The sequence below is a fragment of the Micromonospora sp. NPDC049107 genome (assembly GCF_040648595.1).
Taxonomy (GTDB): domain Bacteria; phylum Actinomycetota; class Actinomycetes; order Mycobacteriales; family Micromonosporaceae; genus Micromonospora.
Map to the genome: position 1 here is coordinate 162,169 of NZ_JBEZEC010000007.1, position 24,528 is coordinate 186,696.

At 71.8% G+C, this 24,528-nt stretch carries 26 protein-coding genes and 1 riboswitch; of the genes, 10 read left to right on the top strand and 16 right to left on the bottom strand.

What is annotated here, in order from left to right; genetic code table 11:
• Positions 1 to 2: 2 nt before the first annotated feature.
• Positions 3 to 1,205 carry an FUSC family protein gene (locus tag AB0B55_RS18655; protein WP_357129244.1) on the bottom strand — a complete coding sequence of 401 codons (1,203 nt, stop codon included), beginning with the start codon at positions 1,203 to 1,205 and terminating at the stop codon, positions 3 to 5.
• Positions 1,206 to 1,345: 140 nt separating this feature from the next.
• Here AB0B55_RS18655 and AB0B55_RS18660 point away from each other — a divergent pair, with 140 nt between their 5' ends.
• Positions 1,346 to 1,996, top strand: a complete 651-nt coding sequence (locus tag AB0B55_RS18660) for a metal-dependent phosphohydrolase (RefSeq protein WP_357172429.1) — start codon at positions 1,346 to 1,348, stop codon at positions 1,994 to 1,996.
• On the opposite strand, the gene AB0B55_RS18665 is transcribed toward AB0B55_RS18660, so the two are convergent.
• Positions 1,974 to 2,249, bottom strand: a complete 276-nt coding sequence (locus AB0B55_RS18665) for a DUF4031 domain-containing protein (protein ID WP_357128955.1) — start codon at positions 2,247 to 2,249, stop codon at positions 1,974 to 1,976. The two genes, AB0B55_RS18660 and AB0B55_RS18665, sit on opposite strands and share 23 nt — an antisense overlap.
• Before the next feature lie 56 nt (positions 2,250 to 2,305).
• Here AB0B55_RS18665 and AB0B55_RS18670 point away from each other — a divergent pair, with 56 nt between their 5' ends.
• Positions 2,306 to 3,706: an FAD-linked oxidase C-terminal domain-containing protein gene (locus tag AB0B55_RS18670; RefSeq protein ID WP_357172433.1), complete on the top strand. Its 1,401-nt coding sequence runs from the start codon at positions 2,306 to 2,308 to the stop codon at positions 3,704 to 3,706.
• Positions 3,707 to 3,716: 10 nt separating this feature from the next.
• Here AB0B55_RS18670 and AB0B55_RS18675 read toward each other — a convergent pair whose 3' ends face one another.
• On the bottom strand, positions 3,717 to 4,253 hold the full coding sequence (locus AB0B55_RS18675; RefSeq protein ID WP_357128949.1) for a hypothetical protein: 537 nt from the start codon (positions 4,251 to 4,253) through the stop codon (positions 3,717 to 3,719).
• 89 nt (positions 4,254 to 4,342) lie between these two features.
• The gene (locus AB0B55_RS18680) at positions 4,343 to 6,172 is read right to left on the bottom strand and encodes a glycerol-3-phosphate dehydrogenase/oxidase (RefSeq protein WP_357172436.1); all 1,830 of its coding nucleotides are present in this window, start codon (positions 6,170 to 6,172) and stop codon (positions 4,343 to 4,345) included.
• A 155-nt stretch (positions 6,173 to 6,327) separates the two neighbouring features.
• On the opposite strand from AB0B55_RS18680, the gene AB0B55_RS18685 reads away from it, so the two are divergent.
• The 3 genes from AB0B55_RS18685 (at position 6,328) to AB0B55_RS18695 (ending at position 10,219) form a co-directional block, all read left to right on the top strand.
• Positions 6,328 to 8,922: a S8 family serine peptidase gene (locus AB0B55_RS18685; RefSeq protein WP_357172439.1), complete on the top strand. Its 2,595-nt coding sequence runs from the start codon at positions 6,328 to 6,330 to the stop codon at positions 8,920 to 8,922.
• 39 nt (positions 8,923 to 8,961) lie between these two features.
• Entirely contained in the window at positions 8,962 to 9,897 is a 936-nt protein-coding gene (locus tag AB0B55_RS18690) for a GNAT family N-acetyltransferase (protein WP_357172442.1), read from the top strand.
• Between the two features lie 76 nt (positions 9,898 to 9,973).
• The gene (locus AB0B55_RS18695) at positions 9,974 to 10,219 is read left to right on the top strand and encodes a hypothetical protein (RefSeq protein ID WP_357128937.1); all 246 of its coding nucleotides are present in this window, start codon (positions 9,974 to 9,976) and stop codon (positions 10,217 to 10,219) included.
• A 58-nt stretch (positions 10,220 to 10,277) separates the two neighbouring features.
• On the opposite strand, the gene groL is transcribed toward AB0B55_RS18695, so the two are convergent.
• From groL to AB0B55_RS18710, 3 genes are all read right to left on the bottom strand, one after another.
• A complete protein-coding gene (gene groL / locus AB0B55_RS18700) occupies positions 10,278 to 11,900 on the bottom strand; it encodes a chaperonin GroEL (RefSeq protein WP_357128934.1) in 1,623 nt (540 codons plus the stop codon).
• A 272-nt stretch (positions 11,901 to 12,172) separates the two neighbouring features.
• Positions 12,173 to 13,390, bottom strand: coding sequence for a hypothetical protein (locus AB0B55_RS18705; protein WP_357172445.1), 1,218 nt, complete (start codon positions 13,388 to 13,390; stop codon positions 12,173 to 12,175).
• A 114-nt stretch (positions 13,391 to 13,504) separates the two neighbouring features.
• Entirely contained in the window at positions 13,505 to 13,708 is a 204-nt protein-coding gene (locus AB0B55_RS18710; protein WP_124815530.1) for a cold-shock protein, read from the bottom strand.
• Between the two features lie 284 nt (positions 13,709 to 13,992).
• On the opposite strand from AB0B55_RS18710, the gene AB0B55_RS18715 reads away from it, so the two are divergent.
• Positions 13,993 to 14,523, top strand: coding sequence for a GNAT family N-acetyltransferase (locus AB0B55_RS18715; RefSeq protein WP_357172448.1), 531 nt, complete (start codon positions 13,993 to 13,995; stop codon positions 14,521 to 14,523).
• A 91-nt stretch (positions 14,524 to 14,614) separates the two neighbouring features.
• Here AB0B55_RS18715 and paaN read toward each other — a convergent pair whose 3' ends face one another.
• From paaN to AB0B55_RS18735, 4 genes are all read right to left on the bottom strand, one after another.
• The gene (gene paaN / locus AB0B55_RS18720) at positions 14,615 to 16,288 is read right to left on the bottom strand and encodes a phenylacetic acid degradation protein PaaN (protein WP_357128924.1); all 1,674 of its coding nucleotides are present in this window, start codon (positions 16,286 to 16,288) and stop codon (positions 14,615 to 14,617) included.
• Between the two features lie 50 nt (positions 16,289 to 16,338).
• Positions 16,339 to 17,358 (bottom strand): GNAT family N-acetyltransferase, encoded by a 1,020-nt coding sequence (locus AB0B55_RS18725; protein ID WP_357172451.1) that lies wholly within the window; start codon positions 17,356 to 17,358, stop codon positions 16,339 to 16,341.
• A gap of 236 nt (positions 17,359 to 17,594) precedes the next feature.
• On the bottom strand, positions 17,595 to 18,881 hold the full coding sequence (thrC, locus tag AB0B55_RS18730) for a threonine synthase (protein WP_357172454.1): 1,287 nt from the start codon (positions 18,879 to 18,881) through the stop codon (positions 17,595 to 17,597).
• Positions 18,882 to 18,891: 10 nt separating this feature from the next.
• Positions 18,892 to 19,027, bottom strand: a riboswitch (SAM riboswitch).
• A gap of 67 nt (positions 19,028 to 19,094) precedes the next feature.
• Positions 19,095 to 20,063, bottom strand: coding sequence for a DMT family transporter (locus AB0B55_RS18735; protein WP_357128915.1), 969 nt, complete (start codon positions 20,061 to 20,063; stop codon positions 19,095 to 19,097).
• A 91-nt stretch (positions 20,064 to 20,154) separates the two neighbouring features.
• On the opposite strand from AB0B55_RS18735, the gene AB0B55_RS18740 reads away from it, so the two are divergent.
• Positions 20,155 to 20,460: a metalloregulator ArsR/SmtB family transcription factor gene (locus AB0B55_RS18740; RefSeq protein WP_357128912.1), complete on the top strand. Its 306-nt coding sequence runs from the start codon at positions 20,155 to 20,157 to the stop codon at positions 20,458 to 20,460.
• A 108-nt stretch (positions 20,461 to 20,568) separates the two neighbouring features.
• On the opposite strand, the gene AB0B55_RS18745 is transcribed toward AB0B55_RS18740, so the two are convergent.
• Positions 20,569 to 21,012: a DoxX family protein gene (locus AB0B55_RS18745; protein WP_357128909.1), complete on the bottom strand. Its 444-nt coding sequence runs from the start codon at positions 21,010 to 21,012 to the stop codon at positions 20,569 to 20,571.
• 385 nt (positions 21,013 to 21,397) lie between these two features.
• On the opposite strand from AB0B55_RS18745, the gene AB0B55_RS18750 reads away from it, so the two are divergent.
• Positions 21,398 to 21,661 carry a hypothetical protein gene (locus AB0B55_RS18750; protein ID WP_357128906.1) on the top strand — a complete coding sequence of 88 codons (264 nt, stop codon included), beginning with the start codon at positions 21,398 to 21,400 and terminating at the stop codon, positions 21,659 to 21,661.
• A 65-nt stretch (positions 21,662 to 21,726) separates the two neighbouring features.
• On the opposite strand, the gene AB0B55_RS18755 is transcribed toward AB0B55_RS18750, so the two are convergent.
• The 4 genes from AB0B55_RS18755 to AB0B55_RS18770 all read right to left on the bottom strand — a co-directional run bounded on the left by AB0B55_RS18755 (position 21,727) and on the right by AB0B55_RS18770 (position 23,344).
• Positions 21,727 to 22,149 carry a hypothetical protein gene (locus tag AB0B55_RS18755; RefSeq protein ID WP_357128903.1) on the bottom strand — a complete coding sequence of 141 codons (423 nt, stop codon included), beginning with the start codon at positions 22,147 to 22,149 and terminating at the stop codon, positions 21,727 to 21,729.
• A complete protein-coding gene (locus AB0B55_RS18760) occupies positions 22,100 to 22,759 on the bottom strand; it encodes a hypothetical protein (protein ID WP_357128900.1) in 660 nt (219 codons plus the stop codon). Before AB0B55_RS18760 ends, AB0B55_RS18755 begins: the two co-directional genes overlap by 50 nt.
• Before the next feature lie 14 nt (positions 22,760 to 22,773).
• Positions 22,774 to 23,034, bottom strand: coding sequence for a hypothetical protein (locus tag AB0B55_RS18765; protein WP_357128897.1), 261 nt, complete (start codon positions 23,032 to 23,034; stop codon positions 22,774 to 22,776).
• A gap of 79 nt (positions 23,035 to 23,113) precedes the next feature.
• Entirely contained in the window at positions 23,114 to 23,344 is a 231-nt protein-coding gene (locus AB0B55_RS18770; RefSeq protein WP_357128894.1) for a winged helix-turn-helix domain-containing protein, read from the bottom strand.
• Between the two features lie 226 nt (positions 23,345 to 23,570).
• Here AB0B55_RS18770 and AB0B55_RS18775 point away from each other — a divergent pair, with 226 nt between their 5' ends.
• A complete protein-coding gene (locus AB0B55_RS18775; RefSeq protein WP_357172458.1) occupies positions 23,571 to 24,074 on the top strand; it encodes a hypothetical protein in 504 nt (167 codons plus the stop codon).
• Positions 24,075 to 24,117: 43 nt separating this feature from the next.
• Complete coding sequence (locus AB0B55_RS18780) at positions 24,118 to 24,402, top strand: hypothetical protein (RefSeq protein ID WP_357128888.1); 285 nt, start codon at positions 24,118 to 24,120, stop codon at positions 24,400 to 24,402.
• Positions 24,403 to 24,528: the final 126 nt, after the last annotated feature.

The following is a 24,528-nucleotide window of genomic DNA, read 5'->3' on the forward strand; positions in this document are numbered from 1 at the left end:
TCTCAGCCGACTGGCGGGGCGGTGGGTGGCTTCGGCGCGTCGCCCGGCTCGGCGGGCTCACCCACCGGCCGCTCCTGGTCCCCGAAGGAGGTGCGGATGCAGCGGTTCGCCTCCTCCTGCTCGATGCCGGAGGCCACCAACAGGTCGCTGGCCGTGGTGCGGATCTGGGCGATCACGACGCTGCCGGAGAAGCCCACCCCCTCCCCGTACGCGCGGCCGGCCTCGCTGACGGCCCGCAGCGACCGCTCCCGCGCCTTCTGCGGCTCCTCCCCCGCCGCGAACTCGTGTTTGAGCAGCCGGACCGACTCGGCGAGGTGGCCGATCGCGTCCGGCATGGGGTCGGGCACCGGCTCGTCGTCCTCGATCAGGGTGACGGACCGGCGGATCAGGGTGCCGGAGTTGCGCATCGCCCGGTCGATCGGGTCGGCCGCCTCCGCGTAGTGGACGAGTTCGTCCCGGCGGTGCCAGCGGGCCGGCGACAGGGTGGCGGTCTCCTTGGCGCCCTCGATCGCCTCGCTCAGGGTGGCCAGCTCGTCCTTGTTGTTGCGCAACCGTTCCAGCGCCCGCTGGATGGTGGCGCGGTCCCCGGAGCGCAGGCCGTCGGCGGTGGCGTCGAGCTGCGCCGCGAGCAGGTCCAGCGCCGGCCGGGCGGCCCGGTTGATCACCCGGAGCGGGTTCAGCGGCAGCAGCACCGCCGTCACCAGCAACGCGACGCCGCCGCCGAGGAACGCGTCGACGAAGCGGGGGATCTCCAGATTCTGGGTGGACGGGCTCAGCGTCACGATCAGCACCGCCGTGGCCGCCGCCTGGATGACGATGGCCACGCTCGCCCCGGCGAAGATGGTGAGCAGGATCGCCACGGTGACCACCAGACCGAGCTGCCACGCGCCGGTGCCGAGGAAGTAGATCAGCAGATCGCCGACGGCCACCCCGACGCCCACCCCGACGATCAGCTCCACGGTCCGGCGGAACCGCTGACCCACCGACGCGGCCAGGGTGCCGACCGCGGAGATCGGCGCGAAGACCGGCTGCGGGTTGCCGAGCACCTTGTGCGAGACGAGGTACGCCAGGCCGGCCGCCAACCCGGCCTGGACGGCGAGCCCACCGGCCATCCGCACCCGGTGCAGCCGGTCGTGCAGGGTGGCCCGGCTGCGATGCTTGAGTTGCTCGGTGGCCTCGGCGATACGCGCTCCGTCGACGTCCACCAGTCCGTCGCGCAGCGGCACACGCCGCACCGTCGGAGGTCTCTTGTCCCGGGCCACCGCCATGGGCGCGACTACCCGTGGCAGACCCGCTGAATCCTCCCGCCGGCGCGCGGTGCGGACGAATGCGGCAGACTCGGACGGTGGCCGATCTGCTGGAACGGTGGCGGGCGGCGGTCCGCGCCGCCGGCGCGGAAACCGACGAGCACGCGACTCTGGCCGGTGAGCGGCTGCTCGCCCGCTGGCGGGAGCCGCACCGGCAGTACCACACCGTCACGCACCTGGCCGCCGTACTCGATGTGGTGGACCGCCATGCCGGGCTGGCCGAACGGCCGAACCTGGTCCGGTTGGCAGCGTGGTGCCACGACGCGGTCTACGACCCCCGGGCCGCCGGTGACGCCAACGAACGGGACAGCGCGGAACTGGCCGGGAGCCTGCTCACCGGGCTCGGGGTACCCGAACCCGCGGTGGCCGAGGTCCGTCGGCTGGTCCTGCTCACCGCCGGGCACCGGGTGACGGCGGACGACGACGACGGCGCGCTGCTCTGCGACGCCGACCTCGCCGTGCTGGCCGGCCCGCCGGCCGCCTACGACCGCTACGCGGCGGCCATCCGACGGGAGTACGCGCACGTGCCCGACCCGGCCTTCCGCACCGGTCGGGCCCGCGTCCTCACCGGGCTGCTGGAACTGCCCGCGTTGTTCCGGCTGCCGTCGCTGGCGCAACGGTGGGAGGCTTCGGCCCGCGACAATCTTCGTCGTGAGCTGGCAACTCTCACCGGGCCGGCGAACCGCTGAGGTGCTTCGGGCGGCGCAGCCCGGCGTCGCGCAGCAGCCGGACCAGTTCCCGGCTCGGCACCACCCGGGCGCCGAGCCACACCGCCGCCGCGAACCGATCGGCCGGAATGTCGTAGTGGTCCCGGTCGAAAGCGCGTCGGGGTGCGCCCAAGGCCTCCGCGAAGGCGTGCAACTCGGCGTAGGAGACATCGCTGATCAGGTGCGACCAGAGCCGACCGCGCCACGGCCAGGCAGGCCGGTCCAGGTAGAGCATGTCGCCAAAGCTAACCCGCGTTGATGACCGCTGACACACGGCTTAGCCTCGGCGGCATGGCCCCCACCGGACTCCTCGACGACCTGCGCGCCGCCCTGGGCGAGAACGCCGTGCTCACCGACCCGGACCTGCTGCGCGGGCACCAGCGCGACGAGGCCGACCTCTGCGCCGCCGGCGTACCCCTCGTGGTGACCCGTCCCCGGACCACCGAGCAGGTGGTCGCGGTGGTCCGCGCGGCGGCCCGCCACGGCGTACCGGTCGTGCCGCAGGGCGCGCGAACCGGGCTGGCCGGCGCGGCGAACGCGGTGGACGGCTCGGTGGTGCTCAGCACCGTCGCGATGGACGAGATCCGGGAGATCGACCCGGTGAGCCGCATCGCGGTCGTCCAGCCGGGCGTCGTCAACGCCGCGCTCGCGGCGGCGGTCGCGAAGCAGGGCCTCTGGTACCCGCCGGATCCCGGCTCCTGGGAGTCGTCCACGATCGGCGGCAACGTGGCCACCAACGCGGGCGGCATGTGCTGCGTGAAGTACGGCGTGACCACCGAGTACGTGCTGGGCCTGGAGGTGGTGCTCGCCTCCGGGGAGGTGCTGCGCACCGGCCGGCGTACCGCCAAGGGGGTGGCGGGCTACGACCTGACGCGGCTCTTCGTCGGCTCGGAGGGCACCCTCGGCGTGATCACCGAGGTGACCGTGGCGCTACGGCCCGCCCCGGCCGACTCGTTGACCCTGGTGGCGGTCTTCGGATCCACCGCGGCGGCGGGCACGGCGGTGGCCCAGATCGCCGCGCGGGGCCTCACCCCCAGCCTGTTGGAGTTGCTGGACCAGACCCACCTGCGGGCGATCGAGGCGTACCGGCCGATGGGCCTGCGGACCGACGCGCAGGCCCTGCTGCTGGCCGCCGCCGACACCGGTGACCGGGCCGCCGACGACCTGGCCGCCGTGGCGCAGGTGTGCGAGGCGGCCGGCGCCGAGGAGGTCTACGCGGCCACCGACGCGCTGGAGGCGGCGGCGTTGTTGCAGGCCCGTCGACTGGCCCATCCCGCGATGGAGAAGTTCGCCGCCGACACCCACCCCGGAGGCAGCGGCGGCCTGGTGATCGACGACGTGGCCGTGCCGCGCGGTGCGCTCGCCGCGCTGCTCGACGGGGTGGCCCGGATCGCGGCGGAGTGCGAGGTGCCGATCGGCGTGGTGGGGCACGCCGGGGACGGCAACATGCATCCGAACATCGTCGTCGACCGGGCCGACCCGGAGAGCGTGCAGCGAGGTCGGCGGGCGTTCGACGAGATCATGCGCCTCGGTCTGGACCTGGGCGGCACCTGCACCGGCGAGCACGGCGTGGGCCTGCTCAAGCGGGAGTGGTTGGCGCGGGAGATCGGCCCGGTCGGCGTCCGGGTGCACCAGGCGATCAAGTCGGCGCTGGACCCGGCCGGTCTGCTCAACCCCGGCAAGGTGCTCTGACGGGCTGTGCTCAGCCCTTGACCTCGGCGGGCGTGGCCTGGGTGAGCAGCAACAGGATCTCGCCGGCCACCGGCGGGCGCTCCTCACCCGGGCAGTCCTGCGAGGAGATCAGCCCGGACGAGGTGAGCAGGCTCGACGTGAGCGCGTCGATGCAGGTGGTCCGGTACCGCCGGGCCTGGTCGGTCTCCTCGGCGAGCCGGGGGTCGGCGAGCAGCACCTGCAGCCGCTCGGTCTGCTCCGGCGCCAGCCGGCCGCGGGAGGTGACCCCGTCACCGGCGCAGTCGAGGCACTGCCACGAGCCGTCCCGCTCGACGCTCAGGGTGCGCAGCGGAGCGTCCGCTCCGAGGCGTTGGAGCAGACTGACCTGCCCCTGGGCGACCGTCGTGGGGACCTCGGGGGTCGATTGGCCGGCCGCCGAGCCGGCCGGCGGAGGGGCGGCCGGCGTCTCGGCGTCGTCGCGACCGAGCAGCGAACACCCGGCCAGGGCACCGACGAGCACCACGGCGAGAACGGGGGCGAGCAGAAGGGGGCGCGCGCGGTACAGCACGCGCGGAAACCTACCCCACCGTAGGTAGCGTTCGAAACCACCATCCGGGCCGCTATAGCTAGTTACCCATCGGTAGCGTTACATACCGGTCATCTCGCCGTGGGTCGCAGCTCCGCCTGATCGTCGCCACCCCGGTCCGCGGCGTACCCGCGGGCGTCCGGCACGCCGAGTCGCGCGGCGTCCGCCCCGGCGTCGTCCGGCATGAGCTGGGACCGGCGCTCCGCCTCGACCCGCGCGCGGTAGTGCTCGACCTCGGCGGCCCGGGTGGCCGCGTCCCACCCCAGCACCGAGCCCATCAACTCGGCCGCGTGCTCCGCCGACTCCAGGCCACGGTGACTGGTCTCGAACGAGATCCGGGTACGTCGGGTCAGCACGTCCTCCAGGTGCAGCGCCCCCTCGGCCCGCGCCGCGTAGGCGACCTCGGCCGCCAGGTACTCCGGAGCGCCGGCCAGCGGCGACGCGAGCAGCGGCTCGGCGTCGACAAGCGCCAGCAGATCGAGGGTGAGGCTGCCGTACCGCTCCAGCAGGTGCTCCACCACCCCCACCGGAACACCGTGCCGCCGGGCCAGGTCGGCCCGGTCCCGCCACAGCGCCGCGTACCCGTCCGCGCCCAGCAGCGGCAGGTCGGCCGTCCGCGACGCCCGGCCGCCCCCCAACCGGCGTACGGCCCGGTCGACCACGTCGGACGCCATCACCCGGTACGTCGTGTACTTGCCACCGGCCACCAGCAGCAGCCCGAGCATCGGCTCGAACACCGCGTGTTCCCGGGACAGCTTCGAGGTGGAGTCGGCCTCCCCGGCCAGCAGCGGGCGCAGCCCGGCGTAGACGCCCTCGATGTCGGCGGTCGTCAGCGGCCGGTCCAAGACGGTGTTGACCTGCTGCAACAGGTAGTCGATGTCGCGTGCCGAAGCGGCCGGGTGGGACCGGTCCAACCGCCAGTCGGTGTCCGTCGTACCGATGATCCAGTGCCCGCCCCACGGGATGACGAAGAGCACCGACGTCGCCGTACGCAGGATCAGCCCCGTCTCCCCGGTGATCGCCGAGCGGGGCACCACCAGGTGCACGCCCTTCGAGGCACGCACCCGGATGCCGGGCCGCAGGCCCACGTCGTTGAGCATCCGGGACATGTCGTCGCTCCACACGCCGGTGGCCGCGATGACGGTGCGGGCCTGCACCTCGAACTCCGCGTCCGGCGAGCCGGGCGGGGCCTCCAGGTCGCGGACCCGGACACCGGTGACCTCCCGCGCCTGGCGGATCAACCCGACGGCACGGGCGCTGCTCACCACCGTGGCGCCGAGGCTGGCCGCGGTGCGGGCCAGGGTGACGACCAACCGGGCGTCGTCGACCTGCCCGTCGTAGTAGCGGATCGCGCCGGCCAGGGCGTCGGCACGCAGGCTCGGGAAGATCCGCCGGGCGCCCTCCCGGGTGAGGTGCCGGTGCAGTGGCATGCCCCGGCCACCGCCGAAGAGACCGGCGAAGGCGTCGTACGCGGCCACGCCCGCGCCGTAGTACGAACGGCGGAAGACGCGCGCCGGCAGGTCCCGCAGACCCCGGCCGGCGGGCAGCGGCACGAGGAACGGCACCGGACGGACCAGGTGCGGCGCGAGCCGGGTCGCCAGCAGACCGCGCTCGGTCAGCGCCTCGTGGACCAGATGGAACTCCAACTGCTCCAGGTAACGCAGCCCGCCGTGGATCAGCTTGCTGGATCGGCTCGACGTGCCCGACGCGAGGTCGCGCGCCTCGACCAGGGCCACCTTCAGGCCCCGGGACGCCGCGTCCAGGGCGGCACCGGCACCGGTCACCCCACCCCCGATGACCAGGACGTCGAAGCGTTCGGCGCGGAGTCGGCGCAGGTCTGCCGCACGACGGATCGGCGAGAGCTGCCCGGCGACGGACCGGGAGACATTGGGATCACGCACTCATCCACCGTAACCGCCGTACCAGCCGGTCGACACGTGCCGCCAGCTCCGCCCCGCCCGCGTTCCACCTCGACCGGCCGCAGATCTCGGACAGTTCCCGTTGACGGCCACCGGGAAGTGTCCAAAGATTTTCCGGGTGGCCGTAGGGTTCCTGGATGCATGGTCATCCTGGAGTCGACGACCGCAGCTCCCCGTGGCCGGTGGTCGCGGCCGTCTTCGTCGGCTGCTGGACCGTCGCGGTCACGGTGGCCACCCAGACCGGTGGCTGGCTGACCGATCAGGTGCTGCTGGGCTTCGGACGGGACCGGGTGGGCTGGCTCTGGCCGGTGCTCGGCCTGGCCGCCGTCGTGCTGGCCGGCACGCCCGCCCTGCTGCTGGCTGTCCTGCCCCGCTCGGCCGCTGTCCGGGCCACCGGACGGGTGTGGCTGCTCGGTGCGCTGACCCTCGGTGTGCTCACCCTGCTGCGGGTGGTGCCGCCCGTGCACCACGAGGCCTACCTCGCCGCGCTGGCCGCGACGGCGCTGCTCGGCGCGCTCGCCGTCAGGTGGTCGGAACGTCGGCGGACGTACCCCGGGCCGGCTGGCCTGGTCGACGGCCCGGCGCCCGGCGGCGAAGGCGACGCCGCGCGGACCGACGCCGCCCCGACCGACGCCGCGCGGACCGAATCCGACCCGGGGCGGGCCGACGCCGCGCGGACGGGGGCCACCGGTGACGCGGAGCTGGCGGGGCGCGGCTCGCGGCGGCCGGGCGCGGTGCCGCTGCTGGCGGTCGCCGCCGGGTTGGCGCTGTTGCTGCCGTGGGCCTGGCTGGGCGCGCTCGGCGGCCTGCTGGAGACCGTCCTCGCGGTCCTGGCAGCCGCCTCGCTGGGCGGGCTGGCCGCCATGCTGCTGGACGCCACCTTCTGGTCCCGGTTCGCGGTCGGCCGGCCACCCCGACCGGCCCGCCTGGTGCTGGTCGGTGGCCTCGTCGCCGGGTTGGCGCTGCTGCTGCTCGCGGCCGGGACGGGCCAGTCCGGCGCGCAGCTGCCCGCCCTGCTGACGCTGCCGCCGACCGGTTTCGTGCTCGCCGCGCTCTGGGCCGCGACCTGGCGGCCGGCCACCGGGAGACTGGTCGCGGCCTCGCAGCCCGGCGTCGACACGACCGATCCGGCCCGCGTGGGCCGGGTCGCGACCGGCTGGCTGGTGGGCCTGGCCGCCCTCGGGCCGCTGGCCTTCACCGATCCGGAAGAGATCACTCTGCTGCTGGTCGGCACCCGCGACGTGCCGTTCTGGGTTGCGGCCGCCGCCGGCGTCGGCCTCGCCGTCGCGGTCGTCCTCGCCATCGGGTACGCGGTGCTGCTGGCCCGCCCGGCGGCACGTACCCCGAGTCGCCGGGTGGCCGCGCTGGCGGCGGCGGTCCTGCTGGTGACGGCGGGCGTGGTCGACGTCGGGCCCGGTCAGCCCGGCCTGTACGGCGAGCGGCTGCTGGTGGTGCTGCGCGAGCAGGCCGACCTGAGCGGCATCCCGGCCGGCGCCCCAGGACAGGCCGGGCGGGATACCCGGGCAACGGAGGTCTACCGGCGGCTGGTGGCGACCGCCGACCGTACGCAGGCCGACCTGCGCCGCACGGCGGGGCGGCTACGGCTCGACCCGGTGCCGTACTACCTGGTCAACGCGGTCGAGGTGGACGGTGGTCCGGCCGTGCGCGCCTGGCTCGCCCGTCGGCCCGAGGTGGCCCGGGTGCTGATCAGCCAGCGTCTACGGCCCCTGCCCGCCCCGGCGGGGCAGACCCGGGGCACCGCGCCGGCACCGACCGGCCCGGAGTGGAACATCCGTCAGCTCGGCGCGGACCGGGTCTGGTCCCAGCTCGGTGCGACCGGCGCGGGGATCGTGGTCGGCAGTTCCGATTCCGGCGTGGACGGCAGCCATCCAGCGCTGCGGCCCGGGTTCCGGGGCGGTGACGACTCCTGGTACGACCCGTGGGACGGCACCCGGGCACCGAACGACCAGGGCGGGCACGGCACCCACACGGTGGGCAGCGCGGTCGGGCGCAACGGCATCGGCGTGGCCCCGGACGCGCAGTGGGTGGGCTGCGTCAACCTGGACCGCAACCTGGGCAGCCCGGGGCACTACCTGGACTGCCTCCAGTTCATGCTGGCGCCGTTCCCCGCGGGGGGTGACCCGTTCACCGACGGCCGGCCGGAGCGCGCCCCGCAGGTGCTGACCAACTCGTGGAGCTGCCCCTCGATCGAGGGTTGCGACCGGGGCGCGTTGCTGCCGGCCACCACGGCGCTGGACGCGGCCGGGATCTTCGTGGTCGCCGCCGCCGGGAACAGCGGCCCGTGGTGCGCGTCGATCGACGAACCACCCGCGCCGTACGCGAACGTGCTGACCGTGGGCGCGGTGGACGCGCAGCGACGCGTTGCGGAGTTCTCCTCGCGTGGGCCGGTGGAGGGCGGCGCGGGCAAGCCGGACGTGCTGGCCCCCGGGGTGGGGGTCGTCTCGGCCATGCCCGGCGGCGGGTACGCGGCGCTGGACGGCACGTCGATGGCGACCCCGCAGGTGGCGGGAGTGGTCGCGCTCATGTGGTCGGCGAACCCGGCGCTGATCGGCGATCTGACCCGGACCCGGCAGATCCTGCGGGACACCGCCACGCCGGCCGAGCCGACGTACCGCTCACGCAATCCGAGTGACGCCTGCGGCACCCCGGCGAACGTCACCGGCGCCGGGCAGGTCGACGCGTACGCCGCCGTCCGCGCCGCCCGGGGGTGAGCAGGGCGGGAGGCGGCGGGTGATCTAGGGTCGGCACCCATGGACGCCGAGATCACCGTCACCGAGCTGGCCCTCGATCTCGCGCCCACCGTGGCGCGGCTCTGCGCGCAGGCCCTCGACCTGCCCGAGGACGCCGCCGAGGCGGACGCCGTCGTGGACGTCCTCTGGCCGCGGGCCGCCGTCGACCGGACGGTGATCGGGCTGGGGGCGTACCGGGCCGGCGACCTGGTCGGGGTGCTGCTCTGCTCGGTGTCGCCGACGGAGCCGGGCATCGGGCACGTGGACCTGGTCGCCGTACTGCCGGGGCAGCGTCGCCGGGGCGTGGGCCGCAGCCTGGTCGCCCGGGCCGAGCGGGCGCTCGCCGAGCACGGCGTGACCGAGGTGCTGCTGGCCGGAAACCCGCCGTACTACGCCTGGCCGGGCATCGACGTGCGGTACACGCCGGCGGTGTGCGCGGCCCTCGCGCTCGGCTACCAGCAGGACCGGACCGCCTGGAACATGACGGCGGACCTGTCGTACGACGAGTCCCCGGCGCTGCGGTCGACGGAGGCAACCGAGCGGCGGCTGGCCGGGCAGGGCATCACGGTACGGCGGGCCGAGCCCGCTGACCTGCCGGCGCTGACCGCGTTCGCCCGGTCCACCTTCGGCGGCGCCTGGGACGGTGAGCTGGCCGGATCGGTGGGCCGCGAGGGGGCCGGCTGCCACCTGGCGGAGCGGGCCGGCGAGGTGCTGGGCTTCGCCGCCTACGGATCGTCCCGGCCGAGCTGGTTCGGGCCGATGGGCACCGCCCCGGCCGCCGAGGGCTCGGGCATCGGCGGAGTGCTGCTGCGACGCTGCCTGCGGGATCAGCGTGCGGCGGGACTGGACCGGGCGGAGATCGGCTGGGTGGGGCCGGTGCCGTTCTACTCGGGCAGCGCGGGTGCGCGGATCGAGCGGGTCTTCTTCCTGTACCGGCGACGGCTTGGGGCCGAATAGCGGTCAAATGGGACATTGACCCATTCGTCCGCGTCGGGCATCGACGCCCCCTACCGTTTCGGTAGAGGAGGCAGCCATGACCACGGATGACGACCAGACCGAGGACGGCCCGCCGATCACCTGGAAGCCGGCCGACGAACTGCCCGGCCAACTGCCGTTCGACCGGTTGGATTACGGCGACGCCGAACAACTGGCCGAGATGAGCACCGACGGCCGACCGGCGACCGAGGAACCGCAGGAGATGGTGGACGCGCCGATCCGGTCGCTGCCGCCGTACGACCGGGCGCAGAAGCGCCGCAACCAGCGTCCACTGCCCACCTGACGACGAACGGGGCGGACCGCGTCAGCGGCCCGCCCCGTTCGGTGTGTCGGAACTGGACTCAGAAGTCCATGTCCCCGCCACCCGGGCCAGCCGGGGCAGCCGGGGTCTTCTCCGGCTTGTCCGCGACGACGGCCTCGGTGGTGAGGAACAGCGCGGCGATCGACGACGCGTTCTGCAGCGCCGAACGCGTCACCTTGGCCGGGTCGATGATGCCCGCGGCCAGCAGGTCGACGTACTCGCCGTTGGCGGCGTTGAGGCCGTGACCCGCTTCGAGGTTACGGACCTTCTCCACCACGACGCCGCCCTCGAGGCCGGCGTTGACGGCGATCTGCCGCAGCGGGGCGTCCAGCGCGACCTTGACGATGTTGGCACCGGTCGCCTCGTCGCCGACCAGGTCCAGCTTGTCGAAGGCGGTCTTGCCGGCCTGCACCAGCGCGACGCCACCACCGGGGACGATGCCCTCCTCGACGGCCGCCTTCGCGTTGCGAACGGCGTCCTCGATGCGGTGCTTGCGCTCCTTCAGCTCGACCTCGGTGGCCGCGCCGACCTTGATGACCGCAACGCCACCGGCCAGCTTGGCCAGCCGCTCCTGCAGCTTCTCGCGGTCGTAGTCGGAGTCGCTCTTGTCGATCTCGGCCCGGATCTGGTTGACCCGGCCCTGGATCTGCTCGGCGTCACCGGCACCGTCGACGATGGTGGTCTCGTCCTTGGTGACGACGACCTTGCGGGCGTGGCCCAGCATGTCGACGCTGACGGCGTCGAGCTTGAGGCCGACCTCCTCGCTGATGACCTGGCCGCCGGTGAGGATGGCGATGTCGCCCAGCATGGCCTTGCGGCGGTCACCGAAGCCCGGCGCCTTGACGGCGACCGACTTGAAGGTGCCCCGGACCTTGTTGACGACCAGGGTGGCCAGGGCCTCGCCCTCGATGTCCTCGGCGATGATCAGCAGCGGCTTGCCGCCCTGCATGACCTTCTCCAGGATCGGGAGCAGGTCCTTCACCGACGAGATCTTGCTGTTGACGATCAGGATGTACGGGTCGTCGAAGACGGCCTCCATACGCTCCGGGTCGGTCATGAAGTAGGCCGAGATGTAGCCCTTGTCGAAGCGCATACCCTCGGTGAGCTCCAGCTCCAGCCCGAAGGTGTTGCTCTCCTCGACGGTGATGACGCCTTCCTTGCCGACCTTGTCCATCGCCTCGGCGATGATCTCGCCGACAGTGCTGTCGCCAGCGGAGATGGAGGCGGTGGAGGCGATCTGCTCCTTGGTCTCGACGTCCTTGGCGAGCTTGGACAGCTCCTCCGAGACGCTCGCGACCGCGGCCTCGATGCCCCGCTTCAGGGCCATCGGGTTGGCGCCGGCGGCCACGTTGCGCAGGCCCTCGCGAACCAGGGCCTGGGCCAGGACGGTCGCCGTCGTCGTGCCGTCACCGGCAACGTCGTCGGTCTTCTTGGCGACCTCCTTGACCAGCTCAGCGCCGATCTTCTCGTACGGGTCCTCGAGCTCGATCTCCTTGGCGATGCTCACACCATCGTTGGTGATGGTGGGGGCACCCCACTTCTTCTCGAGCACGACGTTGCGGCCCTTGGGGCCGAGGGTCACCTTTACGGCGTCGGCGAGCTGGTTCATGCCCCGCTCGAGGCCGCGGCGCGCCTCTTCGTCGAACGCGATCATCTTGGCCATACGGCGTTGTCCTCCTGGACACTCACGGGCCACCCGAGATGTGTGCCCCGGATGGGCCGCCTGGTGTACGCACCTTGGGACGTCGCCACCTGGCGACGACGACGTCCTTCGGCCGGGCCGGATAGCCCGCGACGACCGGCCATGTGCTGCCCCGGTGTCTCCACACCGGCGCAACCAGGCCCCACCGTCCCGACCATTGGCACTCACGGTATGCGAGTGCCAATGACTTGTTTAGCACTCTCACCTGCCGAGTGCAAGCACGATGAGCCCGGTCAGTCGAGTTCCGCGGCCAGTGTGGCCCCGTTCACGGGCCCCTCATGAGCCCGTTGCTCGGCGTACGTGATCAGCAGACCGACCAACTGGGCGAGGTGGGCCGGCAGGGCCAGCACCGCCGTGACGGCGATGACCACCACCACCCCGACCGCGGGGCCCGGGGACGCGAACGGATCCTCGCCGAACGCGCCGGTGCCGGCGGACTCCAGGATGCCGGGCACCACGGTTCCGATGATCACCGCCGCGCCCACCAGGGCCACCCGGCCGAGCAGCATTCCGAGCCGGTCGTGGAACATCCGGAACGACCGGCCGATCGGGTTGTCCCGCTCGAACAGGTAGACCGGGCCGGCCATGCTCAACGCGAACGCCAGGTAGATCCCCGGCAGCACGCAGAAGCAGACTCCGATGCCGATGAGCAGGCTGACCAGCAGCGTCCAACCCCACAGGCCGACGGCCCGGCGCAGCCCGTACCGCAGCGCCGCGTCGAGCCGGGCGGGCCGGCCGGCCGCCTGCTGGGTGATCACCCAACTGCCCGCGGCCCAGCCCAGCGCCTGCACCAGGCCGATCAGCAGGCTGCCGCCGACCAGCACGACGACGAGGGTCAACAGGCTGGTGGCGAAGTTGTCCGGCAGCCCGGCCGACGGGTCCGTCTCGGCCTGCGCCGCCCAGGTGGGCGACGGGTCCAGACCGAACGAGATGACCGACAGCACCGCCGCCGGCAGGACCTGAGTGAGCAGCATGATCGGCACCAACTGCCGCCAGCCCCGGCGCAGCGCGCCCCAGAACCGGTCGAACCAGCCCCCGATACCGGCGCCGGGCGGAGTGACCAGGGCGTCGTTCGGGTCGAGGCCGTAACCCGGCGGGTACCAGCCGACCGGTGCCCCCGGATACCACGGCTGACCGCCGTAGGGACCGGCCCCCGGCGGGTAGCCGCCGGTGGGCGGAAAGGCCCAGCCCTGCGGCGGCGGACCACCGGGCTGACCCCATGCTCCCTGGGCGGGACCCCAGCCCGGCGGCGGACCGGCGGGCTGACCCCACGCCTGCGCCGGGTCCCCGCTCTGCGGCGGCGGGCCCGCGTGCGGCAGGCCAGCGTCCGGGACGGGCGGGGTGCCCGGAACTGGTGACGCGCCGGAGCCGTCGCCGGGTGACGTCGGGTCGGGCCGGCTCGGCTCACCCGGCCCGGAGGGCGTGGCGGGTGGCGGCGACTGGTCGGTCATGAACCCTCCTCAGCATCGGCTGGAACGGTTCACGATCTTCCCGGGCCGGCGTCCGCGCCGCAGCCCCGACTCGCCAGCCGGTCGCGCAACAGCCGGCGAGCAGATCGGGATCGGTCAGCCGATGACGCGGACGTGCTCCGCCTGCGGGCCCTTCTGACCCTGGGCGATCTCGAACTCGACCCGCTGACCGTCGTCGAGCGCCTTGTAGCCGTCCATCTCGATCGCGGAGAAGTGGACGAACACGTCCTGACCGCCGTCGACGGCGATGAAGCCGTAACCCTTCTCGGCGTTGAACCACTTCACAGAACCCTGTGCCACGGTGCACTTCCCTCACTCTGCGCGGCGTTGCCTGCCCGGCCGTCCGGCACCGCCGGACACCCACGAACCACCACCTCAGCGATCGACGGCGACCGTTGAAAGAGGTGATCGAAATCGCACGCTACACGAGGAGTGACGGGAGCGCACGACCACAAATCGGGCATAGTTCGTAGCGATCCGAGGCTCCGTCGGATTCATGACGATGGTTGCGTTTGGACCGGATGGAGGGGGTCTGGCGGCACGGGTCACCGGTGCGCGTCCGCCCCTGTGGTAGGCATGCGGTCATGAGCACCAACACGGGCTCCGCGCCCCTGCGGCAGGCGCGGATCCACCGGGTACGACCGCAGGACGCCGCCCGGATGCGGGCGCTGCGACTGGAGATGCTCGCCGACGCGCCGTTGGCCTTCCTGGAGACGTTGGCGGATGCCGCGGCCCGACCGCACAACGAGTTCGCCGCCCGGGTGGCGTTCACGTCGACCGGTCCGCACACCGCGCAGTTCGTCGCGGATCCGGGCGGCCGGCTCGTCGGGCACGCCGGTGGAACGGTCGCCCCTAACGAGCCGGGCCTCACCGTGATCTACGCCGTGTACGTCACGCCGGCCTGGCGGGGCAGCGGGCTGCTCGGCGAGCTGATCGACGGGGTGGCCGCCTGGTCGCGGGACTGCGGCCGGCCGGAGCTGCTGTTGGAGGTGGTGGTCGGCAACGACCGCGCCTACCGGGCCTACCAGCGCCTCGGCTTCAAGGACACCGGCGTACGGGTCCCCCACCCCACCATCCCCGCCCTAACCGAACTACAAATGCGCCGAACAGCCTAACCCCCCCTCCCCCCACCGACCCCGGTGATCAAGAGGTTCGCGTCAAGAACAGCGTCATTTCTGACGCGAACCTCTTGATCACCACGAGAGGTCAGGCGTGGCGGCGGGACTGCACGATCCGGAACCGGTTGGCCACGTAGGCGCCGTCGGTCAGGGCGGAGTTGGCCGCCGCGTTGGCGCCGCTGCCGTGGAAGTCGGAGAAGGCCGCCGACTGGTTCACGAAGACACCGCCGGTGAGGTTGGCGGACAGGTGCACACCGACCTCGACCGCGACCGCCTCGGCGGCGTCCAGCACCGCCTCGTCGGTCGAGTAGACCCCGGCGGTCAGCGCGCCCTTCTCGCCGATGGTCCGGCGCATCAACTCCAGGCTGTGCGCGGTGGAGTCGGTCGCGATGGCGAAGGAGATCGGCCCGAACCACTCCCGGCCGTACGTCTGGGCGTCGTCCGCGGTCAGCTTCACGACCGTCGGGGTACGCACCACCGCGTCGGCGTACGACGGGTGCGCCACCGTCCGCGACTCCAGCACCGGCTCGCCAACCTTGGTGACCTCGGCCAGCCGCTCCAGCACCCCGTCGTTGACGATGGCGCCGGTCAGCTCGACCCCCCGGGCCGGGTCGGCGGTCAGTTTGCCGATCGCCGCCGCGATCCCGCCGGCCACCTCGTCGAAGCTCTTGTGCCCCTGGTCGGTCTCGATGCCGCCGGCCGGGATGAGGATGTTCTGCGACGTGGTGCACATCTGCCCGCTGTAGAGGGTCAGCGTGAAACCGAGGTTGCGGCACATGCCGGCGAAGTCGTCGGTGGAGTCGATGACGACCGTGTTCAGGCCGGCCTTCTCGGTGTAGACCGACGCCTGCCGGGCGTGCGTCTCCAGCCAGTCGCCGTACTCGGTGGAACCGGTGAAGTCGACGATCTTCACGGCCTGGTGCAGGGCCAGGTCGCTGGCGAGCTTCTCACCGGGGGCCTCGGCCGCCAGCAGGACCAGGTTCGGGTCGAAGCCGGCCTCGGCCAGCACCTCCCGCGCGTACTTCACGGTGATCGCCAGCGGCAGCACCGCGCGCGGGTGCGGCTTCACGATCACCGGGTTACCGGTGACCAGCGACGCGAACAGCCCGGGGTACGAGTTCCAGGTCGGGAAGGTGTTGCACCCGATCACCAGCGCCACGCCACGCGGGACCACGTGGAACGTCTTGATCATCCGCAGCGGGTCGCCCTTGCCGGCGGCCTTCTCCCAGCCGGCCGTGCCCGGGTGCCGGGTCATCTCGGCGTACGCGTACGCCAGCGCCTCCAGCGCCCGGTCCAGCGCGTGCGCGCCACCGGCCTGGAAGGCCATCACGAACGCCTGCCCGCTGGTGAACTGCACCGCGTTGGCCAGCTCGAAGATGTGCTTGTGCAGCCGGTCGAGGATCTCCAGGCAGACGCCCACCCGGGCCTGCGGGCCGGCGTCGCGCCAGGCCGGCAACGCGGCGGACGCGGCGGCGACCAACTCGTCGGTGCCGGCGTGCGGGTACCGCACCGCCAGGTCGACGCCGAACGGGCTCGTCTCGGTGGCGATCCGCTCGCCAGCGGCGGGCTGGTCGAGGGGAAAGTCAGCACCGAGGTACGCCTCGAAGGCGGCCTTGCCGTCGGCGGCGGCGGTCTCGCCGTACACCCGGGGGCTGGGGGACTCGGGATAGGCGGACCAGTAGCCCCGCTCCGTGATCGCGGTCAGCGCACGGTTGAGGGTGTCGGCGTGCCTGTCGTACAGGGGATGCGGGGTCTCCGTCATGCCGCCATCATGCCTGAGCAAGGTCCGCGAGCAGTAGCGGCGGATACCCGTCAGAGAGTGAGCTGCCAGTTGTCCCAGGCGTCCACCGGGCGGAACCCGAGCTGCTCGTTGATCGCCACCATGTAGCTGTTGCTCGCCGCGTTCCAGGTGTCGATGACGCGTACGGCGGGCTCGTGGGTGAGCAGGTGGTGCAGGTTCTCCGCCTTGGCGATGAGGCCCAGCCGGTGACCACGGTGGGCCGGGTCGACGAGGGTGATCTGCTGGTACGCGTGCCAGTCGACGGAGGCGCCCACGTCGAGCAGGGTCCAGGCGACCAGCCGGCCGGACGCCTCGTGTCGCATCGCGAGGTGGTAGCGCCGCCGACCCCGGGCGTCCAGGGCGCGTTCGTTGCCCCGGATGCGCTCGGCGTCGACCTGCTCGGGTTCCCACTGCACGTCGCCCATGGGCGCGTCCGTCATGAGCCGGCCGTCCAGGTAGGCGATGTCCGCCAGGTACTCCGGCGGGGTGGTGCCCTGCCAGGAGACGGACCGGTAGCCCTCGGCGCGGGGCTGGGCCTCGGCCAGCGCCGCTCGCAGCGCGACCCGGTCGATGTCGGCGATGGCCAGCCGGCGGCGCACCTCGGCCAGCGCGGAGTGCGCGCCCATCGCGGTGGCGAACGCCGCGCCCGCCGCCGGTCGGGCCGGACCGCCGGGTAGCGCGGCGACAGCCATCACGACGACCCGTTTGCGGTCGTGCTCGCGGAGCAGGCGTACCCCGTACTCGTGCAGGGCCCGGCCGACGCCCCGGCGACGCAGGTCCGGACGGACCGTCAGCTCGGCGGTGGCGTTGTCGGTGTTGTCGAGCTGCGGCAGGTCGAGCTGAAGGTAACCGGCGGGCACCCCGTCCAGCCGGGCCAGCGCCCAGAGGGAGCGGGTGCCGGGCATCGGGGTGTGAAATTGGGCGTCGAAGCGTTGCCGGCAGGACGGCGGGAAGTCGGGCAGGTCGGCCTCGGTGGCCGCCGCTCCGATCCGGTACGCCTCGTCGACCGCGGTCCGGTCGGTGCCGTCGAACGGCGCGATCGTGATGCTCATGTGGGCGAGCCTGGCAGGTGCAAAAGCGACAGGGCCAGCGAATTTTCGCTGGCCCTGTCGGACGTGGTCGGGAGGGACACTCGCACAACGCCTCCGGCGTTGGGTCGCAAGAACTTCAAAAGTCTTCGGCGAAATGCCCTCCCGCACGGAGCATCTTGCGCCGTCCGGTTCCTGCCGTCAAGTCCTGCGCGGCGGGTTTTCCACACTCACAGCGAAAATCCAGTCACCCGGTGGATTCAGCCGAGCAGGCCGGCGTCGCGGGCGGCACGCAGGGACGGCTTGATCTGGTGGGTCGGGCCGACCTGGGCGGCCACCGCGTCGATCGTCTTCAGTCCTTCGCCGGTGTTGAAGATGACCGTCTCCGCCGTGGGGTCGAGCCGGCCGGACTCGACCAGCTTGCGCAGCACCGCCGCGGTGACGCCGCCCGCCGTCTCGGCGAACACCCCGGTGGTACGGGCCAGGTCGCGGATGCCGGCGCGGATCTCGTCGTCGTCGGCGTACTCCATCCACCCGCCGGTGCGGCGCACCGCCTCCAGGGCGTAGAGGCCGGCGGCCGGGTCGCCGATGTTGAGCGACTTGGCGATGCCGGTGGGCTTGACCGGGATGATCGTGTCGGTGTCGGCGTGCAGGGCCGTCGCGATCGGGTTGCAGCCGGCCGACTGCGCCCCGAACACCTTCCAGCCGCCCGCCGGGGCCTCGACCAGGCCGATCTCGACCAGCTCGGAGAACGCCTTGTCAATCTTGGTGAGCAGTTCGCCGCTGGCCATCGGGATGACCACCTGGGCGGGGATCCGCCAGCCGAGCTGCTCGGCCACCTCGTACCCGAGGGTCTTGGAGCCTTCCGCGTAGTACGGCCGGACGTTCACGTTGACGAACGCCGTGTCCTCGAACTCGTCGGTCTCCACCAGCTCGCCGCAGAGCCGGTTGACGTCGTCGTACGAGCCGTCGATGGCGACCAGTTCGCCGCCGTACACAGCGGTGGTGATGACCTTGCCCTGCTCCAGGTCGCTGGGGATGAAGACGATCGAGGGCACGCCGGCGCGGGCGGCGTGCGCGGCCACCGAGTTGGCCAGGTTGCCGGTGGAGGCGCAGGCGAACCGGGTGAACCCGAGCGCCTTCGCGGCGGTCAGCGCCACCGAGACGACCCGGTCCTTGAACGAGTGGGTCGGGTTGGCGCTGTCGTCCTTGACCCAGAGCGGCGCGGTGATGCCCAGCTCGGCGGCGAGGTGCGGGGCCGCCACCAGCGGGGTCAGCCCCGGGTCGAGGGTGACCCGGGTGGCCGGGTCCTGCCCGGCGGGCAGCAGCGCGGCGTACCGCCAGATGTTGTTCGGGCCGGCCTCGATCTGCTCGCGGGTGACCGTGGCGAGGGCCGCGGTGTCGTAGTCGACTTCCAGCGGACCGAAACACTCGTAACAGGCGTGCTGGGCGGCGAGCGGGTAGCGGGCCGAACAGGCGCGGCAGACGAGGGCGCGGGCGGGGCTGGCGGAGGTGTCGATGCCGGAGGCGGCGAGCGTCGACGTCATGTCGAGAGTCCTCTCATCTTTCCCCGCATCGCACGGTGCGGCGGGGACGGAATTGGCACCTGCCCCGCGGGTCGCTCAGCGGTGAGCGCGCGGGGTGGTTGCCGGGGCGTCGTCGGGCCGTATCCCTCAGCCCCTCTGGATGAGGTATGCAGTTGTGCCGTCAAGTCTAGGCAACGTTGCCCGGCGCCTCCACCGGGCATCCCAGCCAGTGGGTCAGCGGGCCGCCACCGCCACCGGGTCGACTACCGCGACGGGATCGGTGACCGCCGTCGACCGGGGCGACGACGAGGGCCGGGTGCGGGTGCGCGCCGCGAGGTTCGCGGCGACCAGCGCGGCGATGGTGATCGCCGCGCCGACCAGTTCGACCCCCTCCGGCCGGTAGCCACGGGCGATCTGCACGACGAACGTGGTCACCGGGACGAGGTTCATGAACAGGGCGGCGTTGGCCGCGCCCAGCCGCTGCACGCCGGTGTTCCACGCCAGCACCGCGACGACGGCGGCGACGAGCACCGCGTACGCCAGTTGGGGGGTGACCGCCACCAGGTCGGCGGCGGCCGGCGCGTGCTGCCACCCGACGGCGTCGGCGCCGATGCTCGCGACCACCATGGCGGCCGTGCCGGCGAGCGCGGTCAGCGTGGTGAAGCGCAGCGGTGACCACGCGCCGAACCGGGTCGCGCCGTGGGTGTAGATGGCCCAGCCGAGCACCGCGCCGATCATCATGAGGCCGCCGAGACCGAACTGGCCGAGCCCGGCCAGGCTTCCGCGGGTGATCACCAGGCCGACGCCGAGGAGCGCCACCAGGGAGAGGGTCAGCAGGGCAGGCTTCGGCCGTACGCCGTCCCGGGCCCACCGGACCAGTTGGGTGATGATCGGGGTGGTCGCCACGAACAGGGAGATCTGCTGCGGGGCCGCGTGTTCGAGGGCCAGGTTGGTGAGCAGGTTGAAGCCGGCGAAGCCGACGACACCCAGCACCACCACCTCGACTCCCCGACCGCCGAGGCGCAGCGCGGCAGACCCCTCGCGGAGCAGCAGGATGCCGACCAGGATGACGGCGGCGAACAGATAGCGGGCGGTGGTCAGGTTGAGCGGGTCGACCCTCGCCAGCGCGGTGGCCAGGATCGGGAACATCGCACCCCAGGCGAGCGCGGCGAGCAGCGGGTAGGCGGCGGCGCGGGATCGCATCGTCAGCTCCAATGTTCGAGTATCTTCGAACCAACAACACCGACCTTAGGGTGTTGTTCGATCGTTGTCGAACAAGGGTTAGGCTGGTCACATGGAGCTGCACGAACCCGACCTGACCGCCGTACCGGTCACCGCCGTACTGGCCGCGCTCGCCGATGACGTGCGGTTGCAGATCGTCCGGGCGCTCGCCGAGGGCGGCGAGGCGGCCTGCGGCAGCTTCGACTTCGGCGTCTCGAAGGCGACCCGGAGCCACCATCTGAAGGTGCTGCGCGAGGCCGGCCTGACGCGTACCCGGGCCGCCGGCACGAGCCGCCTGGTCCGGCTGCGCCGCGACGAGGTGGACAAGCTCTACCCCGGCCTCCTGGACGCGGTCCTCACTCCCCGCCCTGCGGCCTGACCCGTCCACGCCCTTGACTGACCTGTCCACGCCCTTTGGCTGACCCGTCCGCGCACGCGTCGCCGGAGCCGACACGCCGAGGCTCCGGCGACGCGCGTTACGGGTCGGTCAGGCGTTGACCGGGCTGGGCTCGGCCATCGACGGCACCTCGGCACGCCGCTTGAAGAGCACCGAGTCGAGCGCCCACGGGCCCGCGCCGAGCGTCGCGACCAGCAGGAACGACCAGCAGAAGAGGGCTGCCAGCTCACCGCCGTTGCGCAGCGGCAGCAGGTCGTCCGGCTGGTGCACGACGAAGTAGGCGTACGCCATCGAGCCGGACGCGAGCAGCGCGGCGGGTCGGGCGAAGAGTCCGACCAGCACCAGCGCGCCGCAGATGAGCTGGATCAGGGCGGCCCACCAGCCCGGCCAGGTGCCGAGCGGTATGGCCTTGCCGGTCGTCGAGTTGCCGCCGAACAACCCGAAGACCGACGCGAGGCCGTGCAGGGTGAACAGCAGGCCGATCACGATGCGGAAGAGGGACAGGGTCGGCCCGCCGAGCCGAGAGACGTTCATGGAGACCTCCATCGAAGGGAACAGATCTCTTCCATGGTGGGGCCTCAAGCCATCGATGTTAATAAATTCCTTGCTAGTGGGAAAATCCCCGGCGGAAGAACCTGAAGCGCGCGAGGCCGAAGCTGCGATTTGCCCTGTTTTGACCGCCCACCACGATGGCCGTCACCGACGCTGGGAGCGCTCCCGAGCCCTCAACGTACCGGCTGGCGTGGTGTCCGTACACCCTGTCGAGCTGCCCTGAAAATGGGGCAAGCGCTGCCGCCGAGGGGCGCGGGGGCAGCGCCTCGACCTGGCAGCCGGGACTGCGGCAGCGCGCAGATGTCGGATAGTGTCCGCTTCGACACGCGGCGCGACATCGCTTCGCATCGAAGGTCGGGAGGCGCGCATGGCGAGCATCGAGGAAGTCAAGGCGGCGCTCGCACAGGCTGCGGATCAAGGAAATGCCACCCAGCAGCAGATTCGCGCCGCCGTCGAGGCAACCGAGCAGACCATGGCAAGACTTCGGGCTGTGGCCGCCGGCACCGGACACCCAACGCTGGCCGAAGCGATTGCCCGCGCCGAGCAGGGCAAGCAACGCCTCGTGGAGGCGATGACGCTGCTCCAGGGCAGCTCGCAGGCCGCCCGAAACTACATGAGCGTCCTCGGGTAGACGAGGGCTACAGCATCTCGAGCCGGTTGTGCGCGCCGATCACACACCGGGCGCGGGCTCAGGCGCTAGTCCCGCGATGCGAGGTCGGCTGCCTCTGAGAGCAGGGTGTCCAGCGCAGAGTCGACGAGACCTTCTTCCGTGAAGATCTTCTGGACCGTCGCCGCCTGGATCCGCCCGATCATTTCGGGGCTGACCGTGTAGTCAAGCGAGGGGTCGATGGTTGCCAGGATCAACGACTCAGCGTCGTCGGCTCGGATCTCAGGGCCGCCCTCGTACTGGGCTCGCAACTCTGCGACAAACTTGATCACTCCGACCCGGTCTGCGGTCTCGCCAAATCGTCGGTCGACTGCCACAAAGAACAGAGCGGCAAGGAACCGTGGGAAACCGTCCCAGCCTTCGGCATCGAGCCGGGCACCGACGGACTCGTTGGCAGCGTAGTCACTCCGGATCATCGTCCGGACGTACTCGATCAGGTCGGACTTGATCATCGCTGTCCCGTCTCCTCGCTCGTCGAGTGTGGCCATAGTTCCACATCGCTTTGGCCATGACCGCCACCGCACCGGCCGCCATCACCAGCGCCGTCACGGGGTTGTCGATTTGGGGAGAAGCTTGAGCCGGTCCCGGCGAGGCAGTGCCAGTACTCGATCCGCCGCCATTGTCCTGCCTCAGGAACTTGTAGAACTCCTTCGCGCCACTCTCGCTCTTCTTCAAAGCGTCTTCGGTGTCGTCCGCCTTCTGGACCTGCCGTCGCCACAGGACGTCGGCTTTGCTGCCGCGGGCTTCGGCCTCGGTGACCAGACGCTCGCCGGAGGGCGTGGAGGCGTCGACGGACGGGTCTACTGGTGCGGCGCCGGGAGCGATGACGTTTACGTAGGCGCTGATGTGCCGGGCAGCGTCGGCCAGCAGCCGCGCGTAGCGACCTGCTTTGTCCCTGGCGACTTCCGCATCTGCGGCAGCGGCTGCCAGCCGTTGATTGGTGCCATTCCGGAGAGCTTCAGTCAGGTGAGCGAGCGCCTGTTCGGCGTCCGCCCGCGCGCGCGACGCTGTCACCGCAGCGCTGTCGAGGCTTGCTCGTATCGCCACGAGCTGCGCGACCACCTCGCCTACGCTGGTCATCCGAGCCGCGAGCGGTAGTCGCCCACCTTCTCGGCAATGGCATCGAAACGGCGGCGAGTCGGTTCTATCTCGGCTTGGGCGGAACGGAGTGCACTGTGCGCCCGCGTCACCTCAGCATGCCGACTGCCTCGGAGGACTCGGGCCGCTTCGCTGGTCGCTGATTCGGCCTCAGCAATCGCCTGATCGAGGGTTCGGCGGCCTTGGCGGGCCGACTCGATGGCGGCACCAAGGGTCGCCTTCAGCTCGGCGATGCTCATCGGGCAATCCGCCCTTGGTTGAAATACACCTGGTGACGGTATCGAGTATCGACGTGTATCGCAGTCCCCGAGCTGAGGACTATTCAGCCACGAAGACGCCCAGTCCTTGGTGGCCGTACAACTCACCGGTCTCAATCAAGATCGTGATGGCTTGCCGGACAGTCGACTGGCTACCGACGTTGTACAGGTCTGCCAACTCTTTGGTGGACGGCAGCTTGTGCCCAGGCGGCCACTCACCGTCGGCGATACGCCTTCTGATGTCGGCGATGATCCGCCGGTAGTGCGGCTCGAACTTCCGTGGTGTGGGCATGCAAGGTACTCCCAGCTAGGCATGCCCATCTGATCACGACGACGCGAGTCACCTCAAGCGCATCGTTGACTTTACCGGCATTACCGGTAAAGCTGGGAAGAGGAACTTCCAGCTAGGCACTGGGCGGTTCCCCCTGCCGGGGCAGCGCGCAAAGCGGCTCGGATGTCCCCCATCTGAGCTGGTTGTCGCGCTGCTCCGGCACCGATCAATGCGAGAGGAGGCCCCCGTGACCGTGACCGAGGCGAGCGCCGCCTGGGAAGTCGAGCAGGTGGCCGGCGAGCTGCGCGAGACGTACCTCGCGGTAGCCGCTGCGACCGTCCTGTTGGAGCGGACCAGCGCCGGCTGTGCCCACCCGGCGACCCGGCACGCGCGGCGTCGCGGGGACGATGCGCTCGACCTGGCCGCTGACGCGGAACGGCAGCTCAGCGACGGTGCGAGCCGGCTACGCACCGCAGCCGGCCAGCCCAGCATCGGCGACCTGGTCGAGGTGTTGGACACCGCCCGCGACCAGTTTGGTGCCGCCGCCGCGCGGGTCGGTCAGCTTCCGGCGCGGATCACCACGGCTCGGCAGCAACTCGCCGAAGCCGGCCAGCCCGACCTGGCCGCCGAGGCGGCGAGCGGGCAGTGGTCCCGGGCCGCCGAACAGCTCGACCTGATGGCCGAGAGCCTTACAGCGGCCGTGGAGGCGCTCACGTCGTACACCGAAGGGTTGTCCGGAGCGACCACCTGACGCCGGACCCAGGACCGGCGCCGCCCGAACCAAGGGAAGAACCATGACGGAGTACGAGGTACCGCCACGCTGGATCGTTCACCTACCCACCACCCTGACCAGCGTCGACGGCGCGCGGGCGCTGGCCGAGGCGCTGCGTGACTCGCTCGGGCACGTCACCGCGATCGACTTCGGTGAGACGACGTTGAGCGAGGAGGACCGCCAGTTCGTGCGTACCCGCGTCTGGTGCGACCACCGACTGCCCGGCGGTGCCCGCTGCGCCCTGCCCACCGACCACCCCGACAGGCTATGCGAGCCGGACGACGACGTGGCATCGGCTACCGGGTAACCACACCCCAACCCCCTCAGCGCCCGAAGATCCGCACAACATCAGGGTTGTTGCTGCCTCCCGCGCGCCGCAAGCAGCAACAACAGGGAAGTTGCGCGGATCTTGGCATCGGCAGGCCCACAGCGG

What these genes read in the sequence shown, in the direction of transcription:
- AB0B55_RS18665 (WP_357128955.1), bottom strand. Translation starts at nt 2,249, where the DNA reads ATGCTCTACCTGGACCGGCCTGCCTGGCCGTGGCGCGGTCGGCTCTGG.
- AB0B55_RS18670 (WP_357172433.1), top strand. Translation starts at nt 2,306, where the DNA reads ATGGCCCCCACCGGACTCCTCGACGACCTGCGCGCCGCCCTGGGCGAG.
- AB0B55_RS18685 (WP_357172439.1), top strand. Translation starts at nt 6,328, where the DNA reads ATGCATGGTCATCCTGGAGTCGACGACCGCAGCTCCCCGTGGCCGGTG.
- AB0B55_RS18690 (WP_357172442.1), top strand. Translation starts at nt 8,962, where the DNA reads ATGGACGCCGAGATCACCGTCACCGAGCTGGCCCTCGATCTCGCGCCC.
- AB0B55_RS18695 (WP_357128937.1), top strand. Translation starts at nt 9,974, where the DNA reads ATGACCACGGATGACGACCAGACCGAGGACGGCCCGCCGATCACCTGG.
- groL (WP_357128934.1), bottom strand. Translation starts at nt 11,900, where the DNA reads ATGGCCAAGATGATCGCGTTCGACGAAGAGGCGCGCCGCGGCCTCGAG.
- AB0B55_RS18705 (WP_357172445.1), bottom strand. Translation starts at nt 13,390, where the DNA reads ATGACCGACCAGTCGCCGCCACCCGCCACGCCCTCCGGGCCGGGTGAG.
- AB0B55_RS18715 (WP_357172448.1), top strand. Translation starts at nt 13,993, where the DNA reads ATGAGCACCAACACGGGCTCCGCGCCCCTGCGGCAGGCGCGGATCCAC.
- paaN (WP_357128924.1), bottom strand. Translation starts at nt 16,288, where the DNA reads ATGACGGAGACCCCGCATCCCCTGTACGACAGGCACGCCGACACCCTC.
- AB0B55_RS18725 (WP_357172451.1), bottom strand. Translation starts at nt 17,358, where the DNA reads ATGAGCATCACGATCGCGCCGTTCGACGGCACCGACCGGACCGCGGTC.
- thrC (WP_357172454.1), bottom strand. Translation starts at nt 18,881, where the DNA reads ATGACGTCGACGCTCGCCGCCTCCGGCATCGACACCTCCGCCAGCCCC.
- AB0B55_RS18735 (WP_357128915.1), bottom strand. Translation starts at nt 20,063, where the DNA reads ATGCGATCCCGCGCCGCCGCCTACCCGCTGCTCGCCGCGCTCGCCTGG.
- AB0B55_RS18740 (WP_357128912.1), top strand. Translation starts at nt 20,155, where the DNA reads ATGGAGCTGCACGAACCCGACCTGACCGCCGTACCGGTCACCGCCGTA.
- AB0B55_RS18745 (WP_357128909.1), bottom strand. Translation starts at nt 21,012, where the DNA reads ATGAACGTCTCTCGGCTCGGCGGGCCGACCCTGTCCCTCTTCCGCATC.
- AB0B55_RS18750 (WP_357128906.1), top strand. Translation starts at nt 21,398, where the DNA reads ATGGCGAGCATCGAGGAAGTCAAGGCGGCGCTCGCACAGGCTGCGGAT.
- AB0B55_RS18755 (WP_357128903.1), bottom strand. Translation starts at nt 22,149, where the DNA reads ATGATCAAGTCCGACCTGATCGAGTACGTCCGGACGATGATCCGGAGT.
- AB0B55_RS18765 (WP_357128897.1), bottom strand. Translation starts at nt 23,034, where the DNA reads ATGAGCATCGCCGAGCTGAAGGCGACCCTTGGTGCCGCCATCGAGTCG.
- AB0B55_RS18770 (WP_357128894.1), bottom strand. Translation starts at nt 23,344, where the DNA reads ATGCCCACACCACGGAAGTTCGAGCCGCACTACCGGCGGATCATCGCC.
- AB0B55_RS18780 (WP_357128888.1), top strand. Translation starts at nt 24,118, where the DNA reads ATGACGGAGTACGAGGTACCGCCACGCTGGATCGTTCACCTACCCACC.